Source organism: Kosakonia sp. AG348 (assembly GCF_003337365.1).
Classification (GTDB): domain Bacteria; phylum Pseudomonadota; class Gammaproteobacteria; order Enterobacterales; family Enterobacteriaceae; genus Kosakonia.
Genome location: NZ_QPJR01000004.1, coordinates 321,764 through 346,964 on the forward strand (window position 1 = coordinate 321,764; position 25,201 = coordinate 346,964).

At 52.0% G+C, this 25,201-nt stretch carries 19 protein-coding genes and 3 tRNA genes; 2 read left to right on the forward strand and 20 right to left on the reverse strand.

Annotation, left to right across the window (positions count from 1 at the left end; all coding sequences use genetic code 11):
- Nucleotides 1–129 precede the first annotated feature (129 nt).
- On the forward strand, nt 130–1,341 hold the full coding sequence (gene tyrP / locus DFO56_RS11785) for a tyrosine transporter TyrP (protein ID WP_045511397.1): 1,212 nt from the start codon (nt 130–132) through the stop codon (nt 1,339–1,341).
- A 393-nt stretch (nt 1,342–1,734) separates the two neighbouring features.
- Here the strand turns inward: tyrP and DFO56_RS11790 are convergent.
- The 6 genes from DFO56_RS11790 to uvrY form a co-directional block, all read right to left on the reverse strand.
- Nucleotides 1,735–1,821, reverse strand: a tRNA-Leu gene (locus DFO56_RS11790).
- A 13-nt stretch (nt 1,822–1,834) separates the two neighbouring features.
- A tRNA-Cys gene (locus DFO56_RS11795) sits at nt 1,835–1,908 on the reverse strand.
- Between the two features lie 54 nt (nt 1,909–1,962).
- Nucleotides 1,963–2,038: transfer RNA gene (locus DFO56_RS11800), tRNA-Gly, on the reverse strand.
- Between the two features lie 149 nt (nt 2,039–2,187).
- Nucleotides 2,188–2,736: a CDP-diacylglycerol--glycerol-3-phosphate 3-phosphatidyltransferase gene (gene pgsA, locus DFO56_RS11805; protein ID WP_017458337.1), complete on the reverse strand. Its 549-nt coding sequence runs from the start codon at nt 2,734–2,736 to the stop codon at nt 2,188–2,190.
- Nucleotides 2,737–2,792: 56 nt separating this feature from the next.
- Nucleotides 2,793–4,625 carry an excinuclease ABC subunit UvrC gene (gene uvrC, locus DFO56_RS11810; RefSeq protein ID WP_020454167.1) on the reverse strand — a complete coding sequence of 611 codons (1,833 nt, stop codon included), beginning with the start codon at nt 4,623–4,625 and terminating at the stop codon, nt 2,793–2,795.
- Complete coding sequence (uvrY, locus tag DFO56_RS11815) at nt 4,622–5,278, reverse strand: UvrY/SirA/GacA family response regulator transcription factor (protein ID WP_020454168.1); 657 nt, start codon at nt 5,276–5,278, stop codon at nt 4,622–4,624. The genes uvrC and uvrY overlap by 4 nt, the downstream gene beginning before the upstream one ends.
- 466 nt (nt 5,279–5,744) lie before the next feature.
- On the opposite strand from uvrY, the gene DFO56_RS11820 reads away from it, so the two are divergent.
- Nucleotides 5,745–5,969: a DUF2594 family protein gene (locus DFO56_RS11820; protein WP_045511254.1), complete on the forward strand. Its 225-nt coding sequence runs from the start codon at nt 5,745–5,747 to the stop codon at nt 5,967–5,969.
- 67 nt (nt 5,970–6,036) lie between these two features.
- Here DFO56_RS11820 and sdiA read toward each other — a convergent pair whose 3' ends face one another.
- From sdiA to DFO56_RS11890, 14 genes are all read right to left on the reverse strand, one after another.
- Nucleotides 6,037–6,759, reverse strand: a complete 723-nt coding sequence (sdiA, locus tag DFO56_RS11825) for a transcriptional regulator SdiA (RefSeq protein ID WP_020454170.1) — start codon at nt 6,757–6,759, stop codon at nt 6,037–6,039.
- 285 nt (nt 6,760–7,044) lie between these two features.
- On the reverse strand, nt 7,045–7,797 hold the full coding sequence (gene tcyN, locus DFO56_RS11830) for an L-cystine ABC transporter ATP-binding protein TcyN (protein WP_020454171.1): 753 nt from the start codon (nt 7,795–7,797) through the stop codon (nt 7,045–7,047).
- Nucleotides 7,794–8,462 carry a cystine ABC transporter permease gene (gene tcyL, locus DFO56_RS11835; protein WP_020454172.1) on the reverse strand — a complete coding sequence of 223 codons (669 nt, stop codon included), beginning with the start codon at nt 8,460–8,462 and terminating at the stop codon, nt 7,794–7,796. Before tcyL ends, tcyN begins: the two co-directional genes overlap by 4 nt.
- Nucleotides 8,463–8,483: 21 nt before the next feature.
- Nucleotides 8,484–9,470: a D-cysteine desulfhydrase gene (gene dcyD, locus DFO56_RS11840; protein WP_045511251.1), complete on the reverse strand. Its 987-nt coding sequence runs from the start codon at nt 9,468–9,470 to the stop codon at nt 8,484–8,486.
- A gap of 109 nt (nt 9,471–9,579) precedes the next feature.
- Nucleotides 9,580–10,380, reverse strand: coding sequence for a cystine ABC transporter substrate-binding protein (tcyJ, locus tag DFO56_RS11845; protein ID WP_017458346.1), 801 nt, complete (start codon nt 10,378–10,380; stop codon nt 9,580–9,582).
- Nucleotides 10,381–10,463: 83 nt separating this feature from the next.
- Complete coding sequence (gene fliZ, locus DFO56_RS11850) at nt 10,464–11,015, reverse strand: flagella biosynthesis regulatory protein FliZ (protein WP_017458347.1); 552 nt, start codon at nt 11,013–11,015, stop codon at nt 10,464–10,466.
- 62 nt (nt 11,016–11,077) lie between these two features.
- Nucleotides 11,078–11,797, reverse strand: a complete 720-nt coding sequence (locus DFO56_RS11855) for an RNA polymerase sigma factor FliA (RefSeq protein WP_007371523.1) — start codon at nt 11,795–11,797, stop codon at nt 11,078–11,080.
- Between the two features lie 99 nt (nt 11,798–11,896).
- On the reverse strand, nt 11,897–13,021 hold the full coding sequence (locus DFO56_RS11860; RefSeq protein ID WP_045511247.1) for an FkbM family methyltransferase: 1,125 nt from the start codon (nt 13,019–13,021) through the stop codon (nt 11,897–11,899).
- A 40-nt stretch (nt 13,022–13,061) separates the two neighbouring features.
- Nucleotides 13,062–14,171 (reverse strand): Gfo/Idh/MocA family protein, encoded by a 1,110-nt coding sequence (locus DFO56_RS11865; RefSeq protein ID WP_045511244.1) that lies wholly within the window; start codon nt 14,169–14,171, stop codon nt 13,062–13,064.
- A gap of 10 nt (nt 14,172–14,181) precedes the next feature.
- Entirely contained in the window at nt 14,182–15,354 is a 1,173-nt protein-coding gene (locus DFO56_RS11870) for an acetyl-CoA carboxylase biotin carboxylase subunit family protein (RefSeq protein ID WP_045511241.1), read from the reverse strand.
- Nucleotides 15,351–16,505 carry a DegT/DnrJ/EryC1/StrS aminotransferase family protein gene (locus tag DFO56_RS11875; protein WP_045511238.1) on the reverse strand — a complete coding sequence of 385 codons (1,155 nt, stop codon included), beginning with the start codon at nt 16,503–16,505 and terminating at the stop codon, nt 15,351–15,353. The genes DFO56_RS11870 and DFO56_RS11875 overlap by 4 nt, the downstream gene beginning before the upstream one ends.
- Nucleotides 16,506–16,728: 223 nt before the next feature.
- Nucleotides 16,729–20,172: a hypothetical protein gene (locus DFO56_RS11880; RefSeq protein ID WP_045511235.1), complete on the reverse strand. Its 3,444-nt coding sequence runs from the start codon at nt 20,170–20,172 to the stop codon at nt 16,729–16,731.
- A gap of 47 nt (nt 20,173–20,219) precedes the next feature.
- The gene (locus tag DFO56_RS11885) at nt 20,220–23,867 is read right to left on the reverse strand and encodes a glycosyltransferase (RefSeq protein ID WP_045511232.1); all 3,648 of its coding nucleotides are present in this window, start codon (nt 23,865–23,867) and stop codon (nt 20,220–20,222) included.
- Between the two features lie 184 nt (nt 23,868–24,051).
- A complete protein-coding gene (locus DFO56_RS11890) occupies nt 24,052–24,957 on the reverse strand; it encodes a flagellin (protein WP_045511229.1) in 906 nt (301 codons plus the stop codon).
- Nucleotides 24,958–25,201 lie beyond the last annotated feature (244 nt).

Below are 25,201 nucleotides of genomic sequence, written 5' to 3' on the forward strand. Positions count from 1 at the left end.
GGTGTCCGAAAGAAGGTTGTCGTAAAGAAATGAATACAGCTCATGTAACGGTTGTTTGACGAAATCACTGAATTGCCTTACTCTGCGCCGCATCTTGAGCTGGCAGTGCGTTTTATTACAGAGGAAAGCGTGAAGAATCGAACACTGGGTAGTGTTTTTATCGTGGCCGGAACCACCATCGGCGCGGGAATGCTGGCAATGCCGCTGGCAGCGGCAGGCGTAGGTTTTGCAACCACTTTTGTTTTACTTTTCACTTTATGGGCCGTGATGTGTTACACCGCCCTTCTTCTACTGGAGGTTTATCAGCATGTCCCGGCAGATACCGGACTTGGATCGCTGGCCCGTCGTTATCTGGGGAAATATGGTCAGTGGGTGACAGGCTTTAGCATGATGTTTTTGATGTATGCGCTGACGGCGGCATATATCAGTGGCGCAGGTGAATTGCTGGCCGCAAGCATCAGCGCGTGGCTTAACATTTCGCTTTCGCCCACGGCTGGTGTGTTACTGTTCACTTTTGTTGCCGGCGGCGTTGTGTGCGCAGGAACCTCACTGGTCGATCTGTTTAACCGTTTTCTGTTCAGCGCCAAACTGTTGTTCCTGGTAGTGATGCTGGCGCTGCTGATGCCGCATATTCATAAGGCTAATTTGCTGACCATGCCGCTGGAAAAAGGTCTGGCGCTGTCGGCCATACCGGTCATTTTCACCTCATTTGGTTTTCACGGCAGCGTCCCCAGCATCGTCAGTTATATGGGCGGCAATATTCGTAAACTGCGCGGGGTGTTTATTACCGGCAGCGCCATCCCGCTGGTAGCCTATATTTTCTGGCAACTGGCGACGCTTGGCAGTATTGATTCCCAGACCTTCACCGGCCTGCTGGCCAGCCAGGCCGGGCTTAATGGTCTGTTGCAGGCATTACGCGAAGTGGTGGCATCACCACACGTTGAGTTAGCGGTACATCTGTTTGCAGACCTGGCGCTTGCAACCTCTTTCCTTGGTGTATCGCTCGGTCTCTTTGATTACCTTGCCGATTTGTTCCAGCGCCGCAACAATGTCGCAGGGCGTTTACAGACAGGCGCTATCACGTTTCTGCCACCGCTGGCGTTTGCGCTGTTTTACCCGCGTGGCTTTGTAATGGCGTTGGGCTATGCCGGCGTTGCTCTTTCCGTGCTGGCGCTGTTGTTGCCTTCAATGCTGGCATGGCAAAGCCGTAAGCATCATTCGCAAAGCGGTTATCGCGTACTCGGCGGCAAACCGGCGCTGTGTCTGATTTTTGCCTGCGGTGTCGCGATTATTGTTATTCAGTTCTCTATCGTCGCCGGGTTGCTCCCGGAAGTGGGTTAATCACCGCCATCAGGTGTGAGTGCTGGCATGTTCAATGTACATGCTCACACCGCTCTTCCCTTCGTTAAGGGGTCAGCATTTTGTTCACTCTCTACAACGTTCCAGGCAGATGATTGCCAGCGCACTAGCACAGGTAAGCTTATACGCGTCAGCAAATGCATGAGTTATGACACCGCTCTGTAAGGAAAGCGAAATGAAAAAAGGAAATTTCAGGACATAGATGAGTTGTACAAACTGCGCATTATGGCCGCAAGGTTGCTGTCGCTCCCACCGTTGAACGGGTAAAAATATTACGAAACGATATTATGGAACATGAAATACAGGCATAAAAAAACCGCCTTTAGGGGCGGTTTCACGACACTGCTTATCATTGATTTTATTCTAGTTTTCCCATGGTACCCGGAGCGGGACTTGAACCCGCACAGCGCGAACGCCGAGGGATTTTAAATCCCTTGTGTCTACCGATTCCACCATCCGGGCTCGGGAAGGAAATTGGAGGCGCGTTCCGGAGTCGAACCGGACTAGACGGATTTGCAATCCGCTACATAACCGCTTTGCTAACGCGCCTGAATACTACAGGTTTTGCAACCCACACCCGCTAATATAGCCGATGCGTTAAACTGGAGCGGGAAACGAGACTCGAACTCGCGACCCCGACCTTGGCAAGGTCGTGCTCTACCAACTGAGCTATTCCCGCATTATCAAGATTTCTTGTAATCTCTTGATTTTACAATCATCTGGCGAGCTACGCTGCCTTCCGATGCGTTGCATTCTACTTACCTGACGCACTGAGTCAACGATATTTTTCAAAACCCGGATCGTTTGCTGAAAATTGCGACGAAACGATCACGGTTCAAGCAGATCGCCACGCGCAGCATTGAGGTATTGCAGCATTGACCACAGCGTTAATACTGCGGCAACGAAAAACAGCGCAATGCCGGCATATTCAACCCAGATATTCGGACGCCAGAGGAGCCATACCAGCGCGACCATCTGCGACGTGGTTTTGACTTTACCAATCCACGAAACGGCCACACGGCTGCGCTTACCCATTTCCGCCATCCATTCACGCAACGCAGAGATAATGATCTCACGCGCGATCATCGTTGCCGCCGGCAGCGTTACCCACCAGCTGTGGTAGTGTTCTGCGACCAGCACCATCGCAATCGCAACCAGCACTTTGTCAGCAACAGGATCGAGGAAGGCACCAAAACGGGTACTTTGATTCCAGCGACGCGCCAGAAAACCGTCAAACCAGTCGGTTACCGCAGCACAACAGAAAATTAGTGCACAAACAAACGGCGCCCACGGAAAGGGAAGATAAAACGCCAGCACGAAAAACGGGATCAGGATGACGCGAAATAGGGTAAGCAACGTAGGGATATTAAATCGCATAGTGGCGTTAACTGTCTGTTGTCCGTAAATATTCGCTCTATGGTGCTACAGAGCCCTTAATGTTTCAACGAGTAGTAGATCTTTTCTGCCAGTCCTTGCGAGATCCCCGGCACTTTTGAGATTTCATCAATACTTGCATTGAGTAAACCTTGTAAACCGCCCATATATTTTAACAACATCTGACGTCGCTTCGGTCCGACACCTTCAATGGTCTCCAGTGAACTGGTGTTTTTCACTTTCGCGCGTTTTTTGCGGTGTCCACTGATGGCGTGATCGTGTGACTCATCGCGAATATGCTGGATAACGTGCAGTGCTGGTGAATCCGGCGGCAGGCTAAAGCCCTCACCTTCCGGCTCAAAGAACAACGTTTCCAGACCGGCTTTGCGATCGGCCCCTTTTGCTACGCCCAACAGCAACGGTTTATTTTTATCCCACGCCACATCCAGTTCGGCAAAAACGGCTTTCGCCTGCCCTAATTGCCCTTTACCACCATCGATAAGGATCACATCGGGGATTTTGCTCTCTTCGATCGCTTTACCGTAGCGGCGACGCAGCACCTGATTCATCGCCGCGTAGTCATCACCCGGCGTGATACCACTGATGTTGTAGCGTCGATACTCCGCACGCAACGGCCCATTGGCATCAAATACGACGCATGAGGCCACGGTTTGCTCCCCCATCGTATGGCTGATGTCGAAACACTCCATGCGCTTCACTTCCGGCAGCTTAAGCACGCTGGCCAGCGCAGCAAGCCGCTGGTGAACCGTGGATTGCTGAGAAAGTTTGGTTGTCAGCGCCGTAGCGGCGTTGGTACGCGCCAGTTTAAGGTAACGCGCACGGTCACCGCGCGGTTTGGTTTGCACATTCACCCGCCTGCCAGCGAGTTCGGAAAGCGAGTCGCTCAGCAGCGTTTTATCGCTCAAATTGAAATCGAGCAAAATTTCACCCGGCAGGGTACGCATCTGGCTCCCCTGCAAGTAGAACTGGCCAACAAATGTCTCCACTACTTCGCCAAGCTCAGTCCCGCCTGGCACTTTCGGGAAATAGCTGCGGCTGCCAAGCACTTTTCCCTGCCGGATAAACAGCACATGCACGCAGGCCATTCCGGCATCAAAAGCCACGCCAATAACGTCTAAATCATCGCCAGTATTAGAAACAAACTGTTTTTCGGTCACACGGCGTACGGCCTGAATCTGGTCGCGGATACGCGCCGCTTCTTCAAACTCCAGCGCCTGGCTGGCTTTTTCCATACGCGCGATAAGCTGAGTCAGTACCTGATCATCTTTACCGGCAAGAAAGAGGCGCACATAGTCAACCTGCTGCGCATACTCCTCTTCGCTGACCAACCCGGCGACACACGGCCCAAGGCAGCGACCAATCTGGTATTGCAGGCAGGGGCGTGAGCGGTTGCGATAGACGCTGTTCTCACACTGGCGAACAGGGAAAATTTTCTGCAGCAGCGCCAGCGTCTCGCGCACAGCATAACCGTTCGGGAAAGGCCCAAAGTACTCCCCTTTGGCATGCTTCGCACCGCGATGCATGGAAAGACGAGGATGCGTATCACCGCTGAGAAAAATAAACGGGTAGGATTTATCGTCACGCAGCAGCACGTTATACCGAGGCTGGTAGAGCTTGATGTAGTTATGCTCAAGCAACAGCGCTTCGGTTTCCGTATGGGTAACGGTGACATCAATCTGTTTGATCTGTGCAACCAGCGCTTCCGTTTTGCGCGAGGCAAGGTTGCTGCGAAAATAGCTGGAAAGCCGTTTTTTCAGGTCTTTCGCTTTACCGACATAGATAACAGTGCCGCCGGCATCATACATACGATAGACGCCGGGTTTACTGGTAACCGTTTTGAGAAATGCTTTCGAATCAAAAACTTCAGTCACTGACTTATTAACGTCTCCGCATTGCACAACCCGTGGCGAATAGCGAGGTGCGTCAGTTCGACGTCGCCGTGAATGTTCAATTTGCTGAACATACGATAGCGGTAGCTATTCACCGTTTTTGGGCTCAGATGTAGCTGTTCTGAGATCTCATTGACCTTCTGGCCTTTGGTGATCATCAGCATAATCTGCAATTCACGTTCAGACAAACTGTCGAACGGCGAGTCCGTTTTTTCGGGTTCGATTTGGCTAAGCGCCATTTGCTGAGCAATGTCGGAAGCGATATAGCGCTGACCAGACTGCACAGAGCGGATAGCGTTCACCATTTCCTGCGGCGCAGCGCCTTTGCTGAGGTAGCCTGCTGCTCCTGCCTGCATCACTTTCGCGGGCAGTGGGTTTTCAGTGTGGACAGTAAGCATAATCACTTTGGTATCAGCATTACCACGCGCGATTTTCCGCGTCGCTTCAAGGCCGCCGATACCGGGCATGTTCATATCCATCAGAACGACATCAACCGTATTGGCGCGACACCATTTAATGGCATCTTCCCCACAGTTGACCTCACCGATAACTTTTATGCCCTTAATGTCTTCAAGAATGCGTCGTATCCCTGCGCGCACCAGTTCATGGTCATCAACAAGTAGTACGTTGATCAATGGAGTATCTCCGGAATAGGGATAACGCGACAAAAGCCTAATTCAAGGTATATTAACTTTTTTTCATCTAACAGTGAAAGGTTAAAAAACCAGTAACTTTCGATTTTGTTCGCGTTTTTGGAAATTAAGTTATACAGCGTGTGGAAAGTCCCGCGATCTTTTAAAGCGCAGCGCTAAAAAAGTTTTAGCCCTGCTTTTCAAAAAGTTACTCGAAAATTGTCTTTGCATGTATGATTATGAGCACGCTTTGCATGTAACAACAATTAACTGCCTCTAAACCTTGCTTAAACATATATTCTTCGACAATTAAACGCAGTACCGTTAATTACCGTCAGGTTTAATTTAATAAACTGAAAACAATGATCAAAAAACAACCACTGCTTTCTTTTGCCATCATTATGGTATACTCCGCCGCTTTGACAGTGTCCGTCGCGCACCTGCGCGACACCGTAACGAGGAAAATAAATTGAGCACACCTGATTTTTCCACTGCTGATAATGCAAAGGAACTGGCGCTGGAAGTCTCCTGCCTGAAATCAATGATTACGCTGATGCTGCAGGCCATGGGCCAGGCAGACGCCGGACGCGTTATCCTTAAAATGGAAAAGCAAATCGAACAAATGGAAGACGAAGCTCAGGCGACGGTATTTTCCGATACTGTTAAGCAAATTAAACAAGCCTATCGCCAGTAAATAATAACCGGCTGCCAAAATAAGTTTGTCAGCTGGCTATCGTTGCCGGGCAAAACATAAGGGATATTTAAATCATCCCTGTCGCCGCTGCGTAGCACGCGATCTGTGTTTTGTTCGGCGCGTTAAATTTCTTCTGCATATTTTTTTGATGAAAATTAACGGTGTTTTCGGAGATGGATAAAATCATCGCGATCTCTGCAGATGTTTTACCTTCCGCCGTCCACTTGAGAATTTCACGTTCACGCTTACTGAATTTCATTTCAGGCGCCAGCACCATCTGATCTTCCAGACGCGTTAATGCCAGCAGGCTTAACTGCACCAACGTCTGCAGGCGCAATTCAATTTCATCATCCGACATCATTTTGCCAAACAGACTGGTACGCGACACGGACAAAAAACCCATCGCATGATTGGGCAACATCAGGCACTGCGAAATACCTTTACGCAATCCGTGATCCCGTGCGGCATCCCACAATACCGTGGCATCGCGAAAGAGTTTGTCATTCCAGGGAAGATGTCCCTGAATGAAGTTTTCAGCCTTCAGCACCGGGTCAATAGCAAAGTAATTCTCTGCCTGATAATGCTGCATCCACGCTTGTGGATAAGAGGTTTCAACGCTCAACTTCGGCCGGGTAAAAGGCACCGGGTGACGAACGCAAAGCGAAAAATAATCAAATTCCAGCAGCTGTGTCTGCCGCTGTAATTCGGAATAAACATCCTGGGATGTTGTCATCTCCTGGAACCGCGACATCATGTCACGACGCCAGGTAAAGAATTCTGTATCCTGCATACCGACCGGTAATACCCCTGGTTTTAATAATCATTATTTTGTATACAATAAACTAACACATAAAACTTAATTATAAATATAAAATATCGATACCGCCGGAAATAAGTTGCGTTTAACGCCAACGTTAACGGTATCTTCAGGAGGGAATAACGGCCTGGCGTTTCAGGCGCACAACAGAAAGCCGGGAAATATCCCTGCAAAATTTGTACGTAATAAAACCAGTGAACTTTAACTTAAGTGAAATTAACGCGATTCAGCCGCAATGGGCGCTGAACCGCGAGGGCATTACTGCATGAGGAATTTTTCCAGAAACTGGCGCGTACGCGGTTGCTGCGGGTTGGCAAACAGCGCTTTCGCGGGTCCTTGTTCCACAATGCGCCCCTGATCCATAAATATTGCCCTGTCCGCCACGTCACGCGCAAAGCTCATCTCATGCGTGACAATCACCATCGTGCGTTTTTCCTGCGCCAGCTGGCGAATGGCATTAAGCACTTCACCCACCAGCTCAGGATCGAGCGCGGACGTCGGCTCGTCGAAGAGGATCACATCCGGACGCATCGCCAGCGCGCGGGCTATCGCCACACGCTGCTGCTGCCCGCCCGACAAGCGCCGCGGGTAGCGATTCTCTTTGCCACTCAGCCCCACTTTTACCAGCAGTTCGCGCGCCCGCGCGGCCGCCTCGTCTTTGGGCTCGCCTTTCACGATCACCGGCCCTTCAATAATGTTCTCCAGCACTGTCCGGTGCGGGAACAGATTGAAGTTCTGAAAGACAAACCCGACATGCTGGCGTAACTGGCGGATAGCACTTTTCTGCTGGCTCAGCGATCGCGCGGTATCAATGGTGATATCACCCACGCGGATTGTGCCGTTCTCCGGCTGTTCAAGCAGGTTAATACTGCGCAACAAGGTGGTTTTACCGGAGCCGCTCGGGCCAATAATCGCCACCACTTCGCCCTGTTGCACCTCAAGATCGATACCGTGCAACACCGTCTGGCCGTGGAATTTTTTCACCAGGTTTTTCACGTCGATAGCACTCATTTCGGATCACGCTCCTGACGATTAAGCTGGTTTTCGAAATAGTTTTGCAGCGAAGAAAGCACCGTCGCCATTACCCAGTAAATCAGCGACGCCGCAAGGTACATAGTGAACACTTCCAGCGTACGGGAGGTGATTAACTGCGCCTGACGGAACAGTTCCGGCACCTGGATAGTGGCTGCCAGGGACGTATCTTTCACCAGGCTAATAAAACTGTTGCTCAACGGTGGCAGCGCGACACGCGCGGCCTGCGGCAGAATCGCGCGACGCAGTGTTTGCCACGGCGTCATGCCTATACTGGCCGCCGCTTCCCACTGCCCTTTATCGATGGACGAAATCGCCGCGCGCAGCGTCTCCGCTGCGTAGGCCGCCGTATTAAGTGACAGACCAATCATCGCCGACGGAATAGGATCCAGCTCAATACCAAACTGCGGCAGACCGTAGTAGATCATAAATAACTGGGCGATAAGCGGCGTACCGCGAAAAATCGAAATGTAAAAACGCGCCAGCCAGCGCACAGGTAAGAACGACGACATGCGCATCAGCGCCAGCAGAAAGCCCAGCAGTAAACCAAAAAACATCCCGCCAATACTGAGTTGCAGTGTAAATACCGCGCCCTTTAACAGGTAAGGCGCGGAGTCGATAACCAGTTGTAGACTCTCTTGCATTATTTTTGCTCTGCCTGGGAATTAAATATGGGGGTGATAGGCAAACAGCGCCGGTGCGCCGCCCGTATGGATAAACAGGATTGGCCCGTTATCTTTAAAGCGATTCTGTTCAATACCATCCAGTAACCCGGCCATCGCTTTGCCGGTATAAACCGGATCGAGCAAAATGCCTTCCAGACGGGCAAGCAATTTGACCGCTTCCATTCCTTCATCATTCGGCGTGCCGTAGCCTGGCGCGAAGTAATCATCCCACAACAGAATATCGGCATTGGCCTGCAATTCGAGTTCTCGCGCAATCGCCTGTTGCAGCGTCACCACTTTCGGTTTCTGATCCGCAACGCTACGCGAAACCGTCACGCCAATCAGCTCCACCTCCGGCATCAGTTGCTCAAGCCCGACCGCCAGCCCGGCGTGCGTACCGGCACTGCCGGAAGCCACCACCACCGACGAAAGGGCCACCGCATCTTCGCATTGCCGGGCGATTTCCAGCGCACTTTCCACATACCCCATTGCGCCCAGCGCGTTTGAGCCACCAACCGGGATCACATAAGGGCGAAAACCCTGTGCTTCAACACGCGTCGCCAGTTCCTCCAGTTGCGCAGTGGGATCCGTCAGCGCATCGCACATTTCGATCTGCGCATTAAACAGATCCAGCAGCAAGCGGTTGCCATTGGTGAGGTAGTTTTCTGCTGTGGTACCAATCGGGTTTTCTAATAGCGCAACGCAGTGCAGACCTAATTTGGCCGCCACGGCCGCCGTCTGACGAACGTGATTGGACTGAATCGCCCCGGCGGTAATCAGCGTATCAGCGCCCTCGCGCAGCGCATCCGCCGCCAGAAACTCGAGTTTGCGCAGCTTATTGCCACCCATCGCCACCGGCGTGACATCATCGCGTTTAATAAAAATTTCGCGTCCCAGGTAATCGGAAAGCCGCGGCAAATATTCCAGCGGCGTGGGCGCGCCAATCAACTCAAGGCGCGGAAAGCGGGTCACATTGTGCAAGGGCATAAAACCTCCGAAGACCGGGTAACGTTAGCAACTGCTTTTTATTATGCACACTAAAAGCGATCAAATAAAAAAGGCGCTTGATTAAGCGCCTTTTTTTAGCGGGCAACGATTACTTCGTCACATCCGCGCCAAACCATTTTTCCGACAGCGTTTTCATGGTGCCGTCTTTTTGCATCTCGGCAATGGCTGCGTCGATAGCTTTCAGCAAATCGTCATTACCTTTACGCAGCGCAACGCCGGATTCCTGACGTGAAAACGCATCCCCCGCTACCGCCAGCGTATCTTTGGTTTTCTTCACCAGATCCAGCGCGGCCAGACGATCGACCAGGATGGCATCAATACGGCCAACGCGCAGATCCTGATATTTTGTCGGGTCATCATCATAGGTGCGAATATCAACGCCCTGCACGTTCTTACGCAGCCACTCTTCATAGTTAGTGCCGAGACCCACGCCCACTTTCTTGCCTTTCAGGTCCGCGGCGGATTTGATGCCCGCTTCGTTCCCTTTTTTCACCAGCGCCTGGATACCAGAAACGGTATAGGGCGTGGAGAAATCATACTTTTTCTTGCGCTCATCGGAGATGGTGACCTGGTTAATCACCACGTCGATGCGTTTAGAATCCAGCGATGCCAGCATGCCGTCCCATTTGGTGGGTTTCAGGGATGCTTTTACGCCAAGATGCTGCGCCAACGCTTCGGCGAATTCCACTTCAAAACCAGTAAGCTTGCCGTCGTCGCCCTGGAAACTAAACGGCGGATACGTGCCTTCCAGACCCACCAACAGCGTGCCACGCTCTTTGACTTTATTGAGCAGGTTTTCCGCCGCGAATGTTTTCACGCTCATACCTGCTACCAGCGCGACGGCCATCACACCCATCAGCGCCTGACGTCCCAAAAGTGCTAGTTTCATAGTTACCCCGATAAAGAAATTGGCTGTAGTGTAAGGTGCCTGACGCTAAGTACAAGCACAACTCGGCTACATCTTATTCCTTTTTAATATAAATCAGATGTTGCACCTACAGCGATTTTTTGCACGGAGGCAAAACGCATCTGGGTTTTAAACTGAGCATATTTGCGCAAGGCAATCCGATAATTATTGGTGCTGGTCGCAGGTAACCACGGTTCCAGATTTTCGTCGAGGAACCCTTCTTCAAGCAGCTGTCGGGAAATATTAAGTTCAGTGAGATGGTTGCCGAGGCGGCGCAAACGCACGACATACTCGCGCACCGTACCGTGGCTCATTTCGGTTTGTTCGAAGAGATATTGTTTAAAACCGATGATATCGAAGAAATCGCTCTGCTCTTTGCAGTGCAGATCGCCGCAAAAACGACAGAGTGCGACCCACTCTTTTTGCTCTTGTTGCCAGGCCGCTTCATCCAACAGCATATCCAGACGCGAAATCGCGATTTTATTCACGATTTCGCCCCGGCGTACCAGCGTGATGCGATCAAGCAGCTTGTGGCAGTGTGCGCAATGCGTCTGGCTGTGTTTAAAGTCTTTAAGGTAGCGGCTTAGAGGCCGTCTTTTAGGTTGCTGCACCGTCATGATAACTCCTGGTTGTCAATGCGTTGTACGGCATTTACCAGGAGTGATGCAGAATCACCGACCTATAACTTACCCAGCTTGGTACGTAAGCGCTTAATGGCCTGGCTATGGAGCTGGCTTACTCGCGATTCCCCGACTTCCAGAACGGCGCCAATCTCTTTCAGATTGAGTTCTTCCTGGTAGTACAGTGTCAGGACAAGTTGTTCACGTTCCGGCAGCGATTCAATCGCTTCCATGACCCGGTGACGTAAATTACTTTCCATTAACTGGAATAACGGGTTTTCCTGTTGATGATCGTCAGTGACCAGCTCGATACTGTCGCCATGCTCTTCCCGCCATTCATCATAGGAGAAAAGCTGGCTGTTATTGGTATCGAGCAGCATCTGACGGTATTCCTCTACAGGAATTCCAAGACGCTGCGACACTTCTGTTTCCGTCGCGTTACGTCCCAGTTCTTGCTCAAGTTGCCCCATTGCCTGCGCCACTTCGCGGGCATTACGCCGAACGCTGCGCGGCACCCAATCGCGGCTGCGCAATTCGTCCAGCATCGCCCCACGAATACGCTGTACTGCGTAAGTGGTAAATGCCGTTCCTTGCAGAGCGTCATATCGGTCTACTGCATTCAGTAAACCGATACCGCCCGCCTGTAGCAGGTCGTCCAGTTCCACACTCGCCGGCAAACGCACCTGCAGGCGCAATGCTTCGTGACGCACAAGAGGTACATAACGCTGCCACAGCGAGTGTTTATCCATTACACCTTCAGCGGTATAGAGTGAATTCACGATAAACAGCCCTGCGTTAATTGAGTTATCGGCACGATTATCCGATTCTGGAGTGGTTTTAATCGGATGAATAGTGGGCGAAATGGGGGTTATTTGACTTTATTGAACCGTTCTCCCGGCCGGTAATGCATATAACACCAGCTCAAAAGCCAGCGCCGGATGATGTCCGCGCAAATAAAAACGATAATTATCCGACAGTTCACGAATGTATTGCGGGATCGTCAGCAAATCTTCCGGCTTGTGATACAAGCTAATAGTCAGAACAGGCAAAGATGCACGAATGGTATGTTGCGCACCTTTTAGCGCTTCCAGTTCTGCCCCCTCAATATCCATTTTAATAAATGTAGCGTAATTCGTGCCTTCAAGGGCATTATCAATGCTGACCACATCAATGGACGTGTTACCTTCCCCTTCGCTTAAACGAGACGAGGTATCCATTCCGGAATCAAAGCGTAATGTGGTATTTTCCGACCAGACACCTTTATTGATGGCTTTCAGTTCAACATCGCCAATATCAGCGCGTTGTAATAAAGCGAAGTTTTTCTCTTCTGGTTCAAAAGCGAGGATTTTTGCGGGTTTCTTCACGCCCTGCTTCTGCGCAGCTTTCAGGAATGCAACCACGCTGTCACCATCGTAAGCACCGCAATCGACATACACTTCGTTATCCTGCAAACGCACCAGGTCTTCTGCAAGATAGTGGTTAGGATCGAAATATTTACCGTAGTACAAGCTGCGCGCGCAAATACGTTGATTAATAAACGCCACCAGCGTTTCTTTTGAGCGCTCATCGCCTAAGGAGTTATAAAACTCCGTCAAAGCAGCCTCATTTTCCTGACAAAATTCGGCGGTATAAAGCGTATCGGTATTCACGCCAATAAAAGAGTGATCGAAGATCAATATGCTTTCAGCATTGTTTGCGAGCATCGCTTCTAATTCAGCGCTCACATACTGGATAGCCAGAATGTAATTATAGGTGCCTTCTTGTCGGGCCAGTTGGTCTAAATTGATGATATCGTAACCGTAAAAGGTTGAACCTTCGGTAAAATATTTCTCATTGACCGCGACATAATCAACTTTCACATTCTGGCTGGTCAAAAATTCCCATGTTTTTTGCCCTAAATAACCGGCACCGCATAATACCAACGGACGACCATTGTTCTGCATTTCGTCGATCGTATCGAGAAAATGGTTTCTGGACTCGCTAATTTTTTCAAGAATAGACATATCTACCTCAGAGACTCATTCAGTACACAATAAGTGGCTATCACAGTATGATTTTTTGTTGCGCTAATGCGCTTTTGTTGGCGCTTTCAAGGAAAGCTAATCCTTTTAAAGCCACCTGCGAGCCAATAGCATAACCATTCGCTTCGCCGCGTAATGCTGCTGCGATATCACAGTAATAGTTCGCAAAGGCTTCAATAAACCCGGCGGGATGGCCAGCTTTAAAGCGGCAGTACCGCTCCTGGTTCGCCACCGTGTTGTCACTCGCCGTGCGGTCAATAATGCTAACGTTGCCGTGAATATCCGCGGTACGTAAATACTCGGGCTCCATTTGCAGCCATTCCGCGCTGCCTTCTGTGCCATACACCCTGATCCGCAAACCGTTGCGATAACCCAGCGCCGCCTTGCCATACCAGTAGTTGCACACCACATCATCGCTATAACGTGAGACGATATTCACCGTGTCAACGACGCCCGGCACACGGGCAAAGGTACTGTTAACGGCATAGACATCCAGCGCATGTTTCTCGGTGAGGAATTCCACCAGCTGATGGACATGTACGCCAAGATCCAGCGATACCGTCGGGATCGCGTTATCCGTGCGCCGCCAGGTTTGCGGCAACGCGATGCTACCGTCACTGCGACAGCGGCTGAAACCCTCTTGTGGCATCTCAACCATCACGTGCTGAATTCGGCCCAGCGCGCCGCTTTGCAAACGCTGGCGTAATTCGCGCACCATCGGATAACCGGTATAGTTGAACGTCACGTAGAGCTGGCTATTCACCTCGTCAACGCGCTGCTGAATGTCTTCAGCATCCTTGACACTCGCCACTAACGCTTTTTCACAAATGATCGGCAGCGGATATTCCAGACACGCCATCAGAATTTCGCGATGCGCGGGCGTGGGCGTTAGCACCACCACCGCATCCAGATGCGCGTGCTCTTTCTCAAGCAGTGTCAACGCATCCTGGTAAATCTTGCTCTCATCAAGCCCCCAGGCCATGCCGGTTTGCCGATTCAGGGCGTCATCCCGGCTGAAACAGCCGGCGGATAACTGGAAATGTCCATCCATCTGGCTGGCGATTTTATGGGTCATACCGATGGCGGAATTAAGGCCGCCGCCGATAAATGCCAGGGATAAGGGCTTAGCCATAATCCGGTCCTTACGTCGTTTTAAAGGAAAAATAGTTTTTAAGCTGCGGCGTCAGACGCGCCAGTTCAGCAACATCATCAAATTCGGCGAATACCAACCCTGCCCTGTCACGCGGCGCGGGCTCCAGCCGATCGCCTGGCAATTTCAGCGGAATAGTTTCGATAATGCGTGCTGCCAGCGGCGCAAAAAGGTAGCCGGTAAAATGGGTATCGACATCGCTGGAAATAGTGTGCCGCGCAATAGCGCGAAGATGCGCAGGTCGCCGCGCTGAAAACGCCGTGGCGTGCTGGCAACCCAGGAACGGGGCAACAAACTCGCTGGAGTAATCAACGCCGGTTGAAAGCTCAATCAAACGGGAATAGAGATCGCCCGGGCAGCGCCGGGTAAGTTCGATAAGCCAGAAATCATCGTCATTGGCTATAAACTGGGTGTGCAGCAAACCGTCGACCAGTTGAAGCTGGCGCACCAGGGTTTGCATACATTCGCTAACGCGGTCTCGCATGCTTTCCGTCAGGGAAAGACTCAAGCTGCTACTGTTGACCTGCCAGGGGTAGACAGTGCAGAACTCATCGACGAAAAATTCGCAGACAATCTCCCCGCCACGGATAAACGCAGAGTGGCTGTACAGCGCGCCCTGGCAAAAGGTTTCAATCACGCACTCGCCGTTTTGCGAAGCGCTACGTGCTTTTGCCACGGCATCGTTGAGTTCTGCGGCCTGCTGCACCAGGGTAATGCCGATGCCGCTATAAGCATCAATCGGTTTTACCAGCAACGGAAACGGGAGATGGCGCGCATCTTCAGCACGTCTTACCGCTCGCGGGATCGGATAGCCCTGTTGCTCTGCCCAGGCGCGGAAGCGATCTTTAAGAAAAAGCGTGTCGCTGACATCCGGCGTGTCAAAACCAGGCAAGCCCAGTTCGGCGGCAACACGACTCCCCGTCAGGTACGAGACATCGGTCACGCCAGGCGTAATGGCCGCAATATTGTGTTCGCGGGCAATCGCTAACACCGCATCGCAATCGGCGTAATTCTGTACTTTGGCAATATCCGCCGATTTCATTCCCGCATCGTGCGGCTTACCGCTACACACCAGCGTGGTAAAGCCCGCCGTTTTGATCGCCCGTTGTAAAGGCAACGAGGCAAATCCCGCATCGAGGATCATCGCAGTGCGCATAGCCGTCATGCGCCCTCCAGCGAAATCACCGCCGCACCGGGTGTCACGGTTGCGGCGACACCGCGAATGATGTCAGTGATACGCTGTTGATCTTCGCGCGCCAGCCCCGGATAAATCGGTAAGCACAGCACTTTGTCAGCGATAGCATTTGCGCACGGCAAATTCTCTTTCTGCGAGGAAGCAAACCCGCGATACATACTGAAGGAGCTAATCAGCGGGTAGAAATAGCGACGCGTTAAAATGCCGGCATTTTTCAGCACGTCATAAAGCGAATCGCGATCGATGCCGAACTCCGGTTCAATCAAAACCGGGAAGTAAGCATGGTTCCAGGTCACATCAGCAGGCACATCCAGCAGACGAACGCCGTCGATCCCCTGCAATAATTCCACATAATGCTGGTAAAGCGCCTGGCGATCGGCCAGCGCCTGATCGATATGTTTAAGCTGTAACAAGCCAAATGCCGCTTCAACTTCGTTCATTTTGGCATTGATACCAGGGGCGACAACGCGCGTTTCCCCGGCAATACCGAAGTTCTTCAAATAATCGATGCGCTGCTTGGTACGCGCATCGTGACAAATAATCGCGCCGCCTTCGAAGGTGTTAAACACTTTCGTTGCGTGGAAACTCAGAACCGACAAATCCCCGTGGTTCAAAATACTGATGCCGTTTTTCCTCACGCCAAACGCATGCGCCGCGTCATAAATCACTTTCAGACCGTAGATATCCGCGACCTGCTGGATTTTGTCCACATCGCAGGGAATGCCGTAGCAGTGAACCGGCATGATCGCCGTGGTCTGTGGGGTGATCAGCTCTTCAACATGCTCAGGATTGATATTGTAAGTTTGCGGATCGATGTCGGCGAAAACCGGCGTCAGACCATTCCATAACAGGGTATGAGAGGTGGCAACAAAGGAGTAAGGCGTGGTGATGACCTCGCCGGTAACGCGGAGCGCCTGCAGTGCGGTGAGCAGCGCCAGCGTGCCGTTTGCGAACAGGCAGACATGTTTCACGCCAAGGTAACTTGCCAGCGCCTCTTCAAGTTCCTGATGGAAAACACCGCCATTAGTAAGGATCCGGTTGTTCCAGATCTTCTCAAGGTAAGGAATAAACTCTTCCAGCGGTGGCAAAAGGGGGCTGGTAACAAAGATATTATTGTCCATAGACACAAACCTGCGCGCGTAGGAATTATCTGTTCATCATAACGACGCGCCTGGCGAGCTATCGGTGAAACAGGGGGCATTTTGTTATGCTTTTCCCCCCGGTGCTAAAGGTAAACTGGCCGGGTCTGCGCAGGCGGCGGAAAAATGGCAGGGCTTACGTAATCCCCTGTCAGCAAAAAACCCGGTAATGCCGCACTACCGGGTTTCATTGCCGTAAAATGACCTATTGTTTCAGCATGGCGAGCAGCGCTTGTTGGCGCGGTTCATCAAAGAGATAGCGATCTGTTGGCAAGTTGTTGATTTGCTCTTGATTCTCGCAGAGCGGATTGCCTTTGGCGGCAAAATCGTCGATGGCCTGCGTCCACAGCGCCATTTTAGGTTTCAGTTTCGTCACGAAGTCATACTCGCTGAAACAAGGGAAATCACTGCAAATAACGGTGATATTTCGTGCGGCGTACTGCAACACGGCATAACTATCCGCAAACCGATGCTCATGGTTATTATCGCGGAACAAAATCACCACATCCGGGCTCAGCGCATCCAGCGTCTCCACCGAGACAGGATTAGCATGGTATCTGAAGGTGCCCTTCACCAGCGGGTACCAGCTGGCTGGACACTCGCCAAAAATATACCAGTCAACAATGTGATGCGTTTTTTCTATCAGCTGAAAGATAAAGTCCCGCTCTTTCCCGGTGAGAGAAAAGACAGGGCATAACACGCGCCGCGGAGCATTCACCGCAACGGCTTTACCCTGTGAAAACCATTCCTGCGGGAGGTAATCAGGGATTCGCAAAACGTCCAGCCCTTTGCCGCGCCCCCATTTTTCCAGCGCGGGATTTAATACCAGCCAGCGATCAAACGGCAGAGGTTGGCTATTCTGGCGTGCAATCAGCGGCTCGGCATTTTCATCGAAAAGACAATGCACAACCTGCCCCGTCATCGCGCGAAACTGCGTAACGGTGTTGATATCACTTTCACTAAATTGAGCATCCAAAATGGTGATGGCGGGACGCGTTCTGAGTAACGCGGGTAGCGCAGGCAACGCATCGTTGATAACAAGCGCGATCTCGCCGGCTTCTTCCATCACGCGGAAATAGTGCGTTAAGCGTTTTGTATAAATGGTCTGCGATCGCAAAACCAGCAATACCACCGGCGTATGCGCCGGGCTTGCACAACAGCGGTTTTGTATAACGCTGGCGTCCAGCGTAAAGAGTGGCGAACTCAGCGACAAAAAGTTGCTATACGCGGGATCGCCTGCAAATACCTCGCTGAAGTCTTCCATCAGCGCGGTCATTTGCGGTAGCAGTGATTGACGGTACTCACTCTGCATAAAGTGATAATTGTCCGAGGCAATGATGCTGTACGGCGTCCAGACAGAGACGTAACCCATTTTTTGCACAGCCAGACAAAACGCCGCCGAACTCACTTCAAGCGACGTGTATTTTTCATCCAGCCCGCCAGCCTGTGTGAAACACTCTTTTTTGACAAGCAAACACAGGCTATTGAGCACGGAGTAATTTTGTTCACACTGATAGCGAGCCTGGTAACCGAAAGATTGCCAGTCTTCTCCGGCGCCGACATTCGCGATGCCGTTATCCGCACCAACAATCATCCCTGCGCTGATGAGCTTTTTATCAAAGCTAATGATCTTCGGCCCGCTACACGCCACTTCCGGGCGCACCATCGGATTGAGTAAGGTGTTTAACCAGCTTTTTAAGACGAAAACCGATCTTACGTCTAATAACAATAAAGACGCGCCCGCCGCGTGTGACGCAGCAATATTTACCGCCTGCACTTCACTGCAGTTATTCAGCTCAAGCACCTGAACCTTGCCGGGTAATAGTTTTTCAACTTCCCGCGCGGTCTGCAAAACAATCGGGTCGGTGGTGTTTATCACGGGGATAATAATGTCGTAATCATGCCAGTCGGTGTTATCCACCAGCGACGCGATACAGCGCGTCATTAAATTAGCATCATGATTATGGGTTAAGACAATACTCACCCGCCCCGTATTATTCAGTGGGTAATGGATCCGCCACGCGACACCGTCACAATACTCCACATGATCTACCGGCAAATTACGCTGCGCAGCGAAAGCCCCGACAATGCCGCCCTCTGTCTCAATGCTTGCCGGAGTGAGCATTTTCTCGTCAACAATATTGACGATATCCGCATAATGACCAATCGCGGCGATGTCATAACGGGCAATCAATTTTGTGATGAGATCGAATTCAAAAGCCAGCCCGGCGTGAGTGTCCCAGCCACCGCATTCCAGCCATGCCGATGCGCGAAAGAAAACCCGTTGCAAATAACGGGATGGCGCACTGACAAAGAGATCAAGATTAAATTCTGGCTTGAAAAAATGCGTCACCGAATCCGCATGCTTCACGGCTTCATCAGCATAAATAGCCTGTGCAGCGGAGCGCTCTTGCAGTGTTCGGACTAAACGATACACGCTGTCATGCCTGTAGGTCACACCGGCAGGAACCACCTGTAACCAGTCGACAGAAGTGGTCTGAACCAGGCTGGCAAAATTGTGCTGGTAATGCTGAAAATCGACAACCGAGAGGGTGTTATCCGTTGCGTCGTGATGCGCGCCATCCTGCACGAGAAGAATGCGGGCATTCGGCAAATTGCCTAATTGTCCACGTAAAGAATCCACGGTGAGATTAACAGCGGCGCTGTCGCCGTGCGGATTGAGAATAACGAACAGCAACGCCAGTGAAGAGCGCGTATCACTGCGTTTTCCCACCACGCTATTTTCAAGCCAACCCTGAAACGTATTGCGGTAATGTTGTTGTGCTTTTTCTTGCGCTTTACGTTGTGTTTTTTCTATGAAGTCCCTGAATTGCACCAGCGATCGTTCGCGTCTCAGTAATAATTGCTCGCGCGACTTATACAGGTTTTCGCGTGCGTGTTCGATAGCTTCCGGGGTATTCATCAGCGTATAACCTGCATTACCGTTTTCGCGTATCGTTTTTTCACTTAATGCATAGCTTTCGTAACCTGGGGCAATCAGCCCAACGACCGGACAACCACACAAATTCGCCAGCAGACAGGTACCGGAAGATTCATAGGTATATAACACGCGCCCGCGCTTGAGAACTTTTGCCAGTTCTTCGAGCGGCAGCGGGTTTTGCATACTCAATACCGTCAGATTTTTCGGCAATTTGTCATATTCAATAACGCTGGCGGGTAGGCGGTTAATATAGAGTAAGTCCAGATCCTTATGAGGATAATCATCCTGGAACAGCTCGAGGTCGTAATTCTCAATATTTAACAGCGCCGGTTGAAACTCTTTTTCGGCGAATTCCACGCGATACCAGAAAAACAGATCGTCAGGCGAAAAATCGAGGCGATTGCCATTCATCACCCCTTCTCTGTTGAGCATATAGCGCACTACCACCGGCGCGCGCAGCGGGTTGCCGCTCGTCACTTCCGGGTAGACCGCAATCCACGGCTCACCTGAGCTCTGTAATTGCGCATAATCGTCTTCCGTAAGACGCGGCGTATTCCATTTTGGGTTAACCGTCCCGCCCACAATCCACGCTTTTCCGCCTGAATTATTGATTGTCTGGCAAAAATAGTGCAGCACTTGTATCCCGGCCGACGCTTCCGAGTAATCGGGCGCCACAATCAGATAGGGGTATTGAGCGAGGTTATTCATCGATATTCCTTGAACGTTTGCCAGGCCCGCCGGCCTGGCAGAGAAAATTATGCTTTCGGTAACCAGCCCTGCTGCCAATCATCCAGGCCTGCGCCGCGCAAATACCAGTTATTCAGCACCGCTTCACGCAGCGCATCGCCCTGCCGGTGACGTAAATCGGCATCGTTGATATAGGCCTGAACCGCGTTCATCCAGTCTTTGAAGCGGTTTTCCACCAGCGTCACCGGCAGATCGCAACGGTAAGGTACGATGTCGGTGGCAATGATCGGTACACCGCAGGTGCCGATCTCCAGCAGACGCAGGTTGCTCTTACATTCGTTGAACTGATTAATTTCCAGCGGCACTAATGCCAGGTCGAGATTGAGGCTGGCCAGTTTTTCCGGGTACATTTCAAACGGCACACCAGGATGGAATTCACAGCGGATATTGCGTGGTTTCATGCCCATAAAGACCCATTCCACCTTCCCTTCCAGCGCTTTAATCAGCGGCAATAAGATCTCCAGATCGCCGGTATGAGAACTGCCGCCAGCCCAGCCAACGCGCACTTTTTTGCCCGTGCCACGCTCGCTCAACAGATGTTCCCACTGGTTCGGCGCAAGACGGTTTTGCGCAATACGGATGTCGCTATGGAAACGGCTGTAGGCGTCCGCCAGCGGCGCGGTGGAAACCACCAGCCAGTCGGCGCTGTCGACGACTTTGCGAAAATTCTTCACCATTTGCTGCGGGAAGTGCTGACGAGAACCATTTTTAATCGGCACATTAAGCAGGTAGTCATCATACTCCAGCACGATTTTGGCATTACTGGTGCTGCGTAACTGCTGAATAATCTGCGGAAAACGGCTGCCGGTAATCAGCTCCAGCAAAATCACATCCGGCTGCTGCGCGGCAGCTTCCATCACGCCAGGTATGGTATTGGTCAGCCCGCCTTCAATCATCAAGTGACGTTCCAGCGCTTTGAAGGGTTGCATCACCCGGTGGTGTCCACCGCCGACCCAGTTAACATGGTGCGCCAGCACCACCGGCAGCGGCCGCCCCGGCAACGGCTGATGCAGGCGCGCCAGGCTCGCGCTGAGCGTGAACGCCTGCCCTGCTTTTTGCATTAACGGATGGTATGACGGTTCTGCCAGCAGCCCTTGCCGCCATTCATTACGCAGCGTGGCAAAATCCGTCAGTAACGGGCGCTCCTGCACATGGAACTTATCGCCCAATAAACGAGTGGCACCGCCCATATGTTTCACGCGGGCATATGGTGTCCAGACATTGAGATAGCCTTGCTGCTGCGCGCGTAACCCCAGATCGACATCGGCAAAATAGAGCGGATAGGTTTCCTGGTTAAAACCGTTGAGGGCGAAAAAGACCTCTTTGCGCACCATCATGCAGGAAGCGCTTACCGCCGCCAGGTTACGCGGCGTTTTCAGATAGTGCTGGAAGCCGTTGCTTTCGCCGTCGACACCGTCAAACGCCACCTCAACACCATGCTGCACGCCGAGCAAAAAGCCGCCGTGCTGAATACGACCATCCTGATACTCCAGACGCGCGCCAACCAGCCCCACTTCCGGGCGTAGCGTCTGCTCCAGCAAGGCATCAAGCCAGCCGCCATCAATAATTTCACAATCATTATTGAGGAAAACCAGCACCTCACCGCGCGCCTGTTGCGCCGCAGCGTTGTTGATTTCAGCAAAATTAAACGGCGCGTCGTAGCGCAAAATGCGCACCTGATCGATACCCAGCGCCGCCAGATCATTGAGAAAACGGCAGGCATCCTCTTCCACCGACTGGTTATCAACAATTAACAGCTCATAGTGCTGATAACGCGTTTTCTCCATCAAACTTTCAATACAGCGTTTGAGCAGGGCAACGCGATCGCGGGTTGGAATAATGATCGACACCAGCGGCTTTGCGTCCCAGTGGTAGCGCAGGCGTTTGATGTTCGCCGCTAACCCCTCTTCCAGCGAGGCCTGAATGCCAAGCCGTTGCAGGTGCGCCAGTAAAATCTGTTCGCATTCGGCCACCACCGCCGGATTTTCGCTCCAGCACGACGCCGCTTCCGGGCTCTCTACCAGTACTTCGGCAACGCGGCCCAGCGCCGGTGTTCCCTGCCCTTCAACAAAGCGCCACAGCAAGTCGATCATTGCCGCCTGCGGATAGTGGCTGTTCAGGCCACCGAGCTGGCGGGCAATATCACGCGAAAAAAGCAGAACGCGCCCGACATACGGCACGCCGCGCAGCAGGTCAATATTGACATCAGGACGCAGCGTCAGGAGTGGTTCGCCGTTTTCCGCGCGCGTCATTTCATCGCAATAAAACAGCCATGCATTTTGTTGCTGCATCCGTTGTTCGGCAAAGCGTAACAACGCATCATCCCGCAATGTAAAACCAGCGGGGATCAGTAACAGCGCATCGGCATCTCGCGTGCTCAGCAGCGCATTTACTGCCGCAGGCCAGGCGTTATCGTCGGCAATGACATCAATGCTGGCGGCAGCCAGCGACTGGCTTTCCACGGAGCTTCTGGTCTGCGCGCTGCGGTCGTTATCGCCAAGGATAACCACGCCGATACTGGCTTTGTCAGGGTTTGCGCCAGCGAAAGAGAGCAGCGCTTCGCGTCGCGCATCGCTAATCTGGCGATCTTCGAGCCAGCGGCTGAAGGAGTACTCGCTGGTCTGCTGCTGCGCCAGCACCGCTTTACTGTGGAAGTTCAGCGTATAGCGTGCTTTGTTATCAAGCTGGCGGGATTTTTCCACCAACGGCAGCGAAAAAATTGCCTCCAGTGCGGTATCCAGCATCCATTTACTGACAAAAGTCGCACGCTGCGCCAGCGCCCACTCGCGTGCGCTGGCATAACCGCTTTGCAGCAATTCCACCCATTCATTGGCGTCCGGGCAGTTGTGCAGCGTCACCGCGCAGAAATGATCGGCTTCATGACGCGCCAGGTTATCGGCATTCAGATAACCTTCAACGTAACCTTCGTTAACCAGGAACAGCGGGATCCCAAGCGTCAGCGCCTTCGCCACGCTTTCGTCATTACCGATGATCACGTCATACTGTTCCAGCCAGGCCGGTTCGAGGCGTTGTACCTGCTGGCTAAGATCGAACCACTCGATCTGGATGCCCGCCTCCCTCGCCTGCTGCTGAACTTCATACATTTCCGCCGACATTTTGCCCGCCATATAAAGTACGCGGGACAAGGTTTGCGCGTCGCGCGTGCGGGTAAATGCGCCAAAACTGGCCGGTACTGACCACGGCAGATGTTTGAGCTGCGCGCTCTCCACACCAGTTTGTAGCAAGATGGCCGAAGTGCGGGCGGAGAGATCCAGCGTCAGCGCGGCAAACTGGTTTTCCAGCGCCACGCCCCACGGCAAGTAGAGATCGTTGTAATCGCTGAAATGGCGGAAAATCATCGCGCCGTCGAGTTTCCCGGCTTCGATGGCATCAAGTAACTTTTCGCTAAAGAAGCCGCGATAGATCCAGATGGCGTTGTAATAGGTTTCCAGCGCCCCCTGCTTTTCGGTGATGACAGTAAAACGCCCTGTCGCGCTCAGGCGTGCGATTTCACTCGCTAACTTCTGCCCGGCGGTTGAGCTAATGACATCCACGCGCCAGCCTTTGGCCAGCAAGGCGTCCGCAATATCGATAAGTTCAGAGGTATGGGGGGTAAACGCGTCAAATTGATCAACGCTGATTAGTATGCTTTGCATCTGTCATCCTCATATCACCGCGCAAGCCACCGGGGTGATAGCAAAAGGCGTTCCTGTCGTTATGCAATATTCTGGAGGACGAAAGAAAGATCGAGAGGCAAAACAGCTAACAGAAAAGGCGTTATATCTGGCGATTGCAGATAAAAAAAGGCATCCGAAGATGCCTTTTTTAAGCGGTTGCGAATTAACGCAGCAGGGACAGCATGGTCTGCGGAACCTGGTTGGCCTGAGCCAGCACGGAAGAACCAGCCTGCTGCAGGATCTGCGCGCGGGACATGTTCGACACTTCAGTCGCGTAGTCAGAATCCTGAATACGGCTGCGTGCGGAAGACAGGTTGTTCACGGTGTTGTTCAGGTTAGTGATGGTGGATTCGAAACGGTTCTGGGACGCACCCAGCAGGCTGCGCTGAGAGTCAACCGCTTTGATTGCCGCATCGATATCCGCCAGCGGGTTACCATCGGTGGTGCCACCGCTGTTCACTGTACCGCTCAGAACGTCGAAGCCTTCAGCAGCGGTAGTACGTGCAGTACCGTTGATGGTCTGGCCGGTGGTCTGAGAGGTCGCACCGGTCGCGTTGTACAGGTTGTACGCGTTGGAAGAGGTCAGGCTGATGGAGATCTGCTCACCATCTTTCGCGCCAACCTGGAAGTTGTAGCTGCTGGTGCCGGAACCGGTGTTCAGCACTTTGATGCCGTTGAAGTCGGTCTGGGTGGTAACACGGTTCACTTCTTCCATACGCTGGTTAACTTCAGCCTGGATGGAGTCGATATCAGAGGCAGAGTTGGAGCTGTTCTGTGCCTGAACAGTCAGGTCACGGATACGCTGCAGGTTGTTGTTGATTTCGCCCAGCGCGCCTTCAGCGGTCTGCGCCAGAGAGATACCGTCGTTCGCGTTACGTGCAGCAACGGTCAGGCCGTTGATGTTAGAAGTAAAACGGTTAGCAATTGCCTGGCCAGCCGCATCATCTTTTGCACTGTTGATACGCAGACCGGAAGAGAGACGCTCGATCGAGGTGCCCAGAGAAGACTGAGATTTAGTCAGGTTGTTCTGGGTCATCAGCGACAGGGTGTTAGTATTAATAACAGCCATGATAATTATCCTTCAGTGAGAAATTTATATTCCGGTATGGGCCAGCGGCTTCATCACCGTCATAATTGTTATCGACGACCTTGTAGAACTCTTTAGTAATTTTTCTATTTTTTGAGCAATTTTCGTCGAAAATATGCGCAAATCACAAAATAAAAAAGCGCCGACAAGCGGCGCTTTCTGATACTGCATAATTTGCGATTAACGCAGCAGGGACAGCATGGTCTGCGGAACCTGGTTGGCCTGG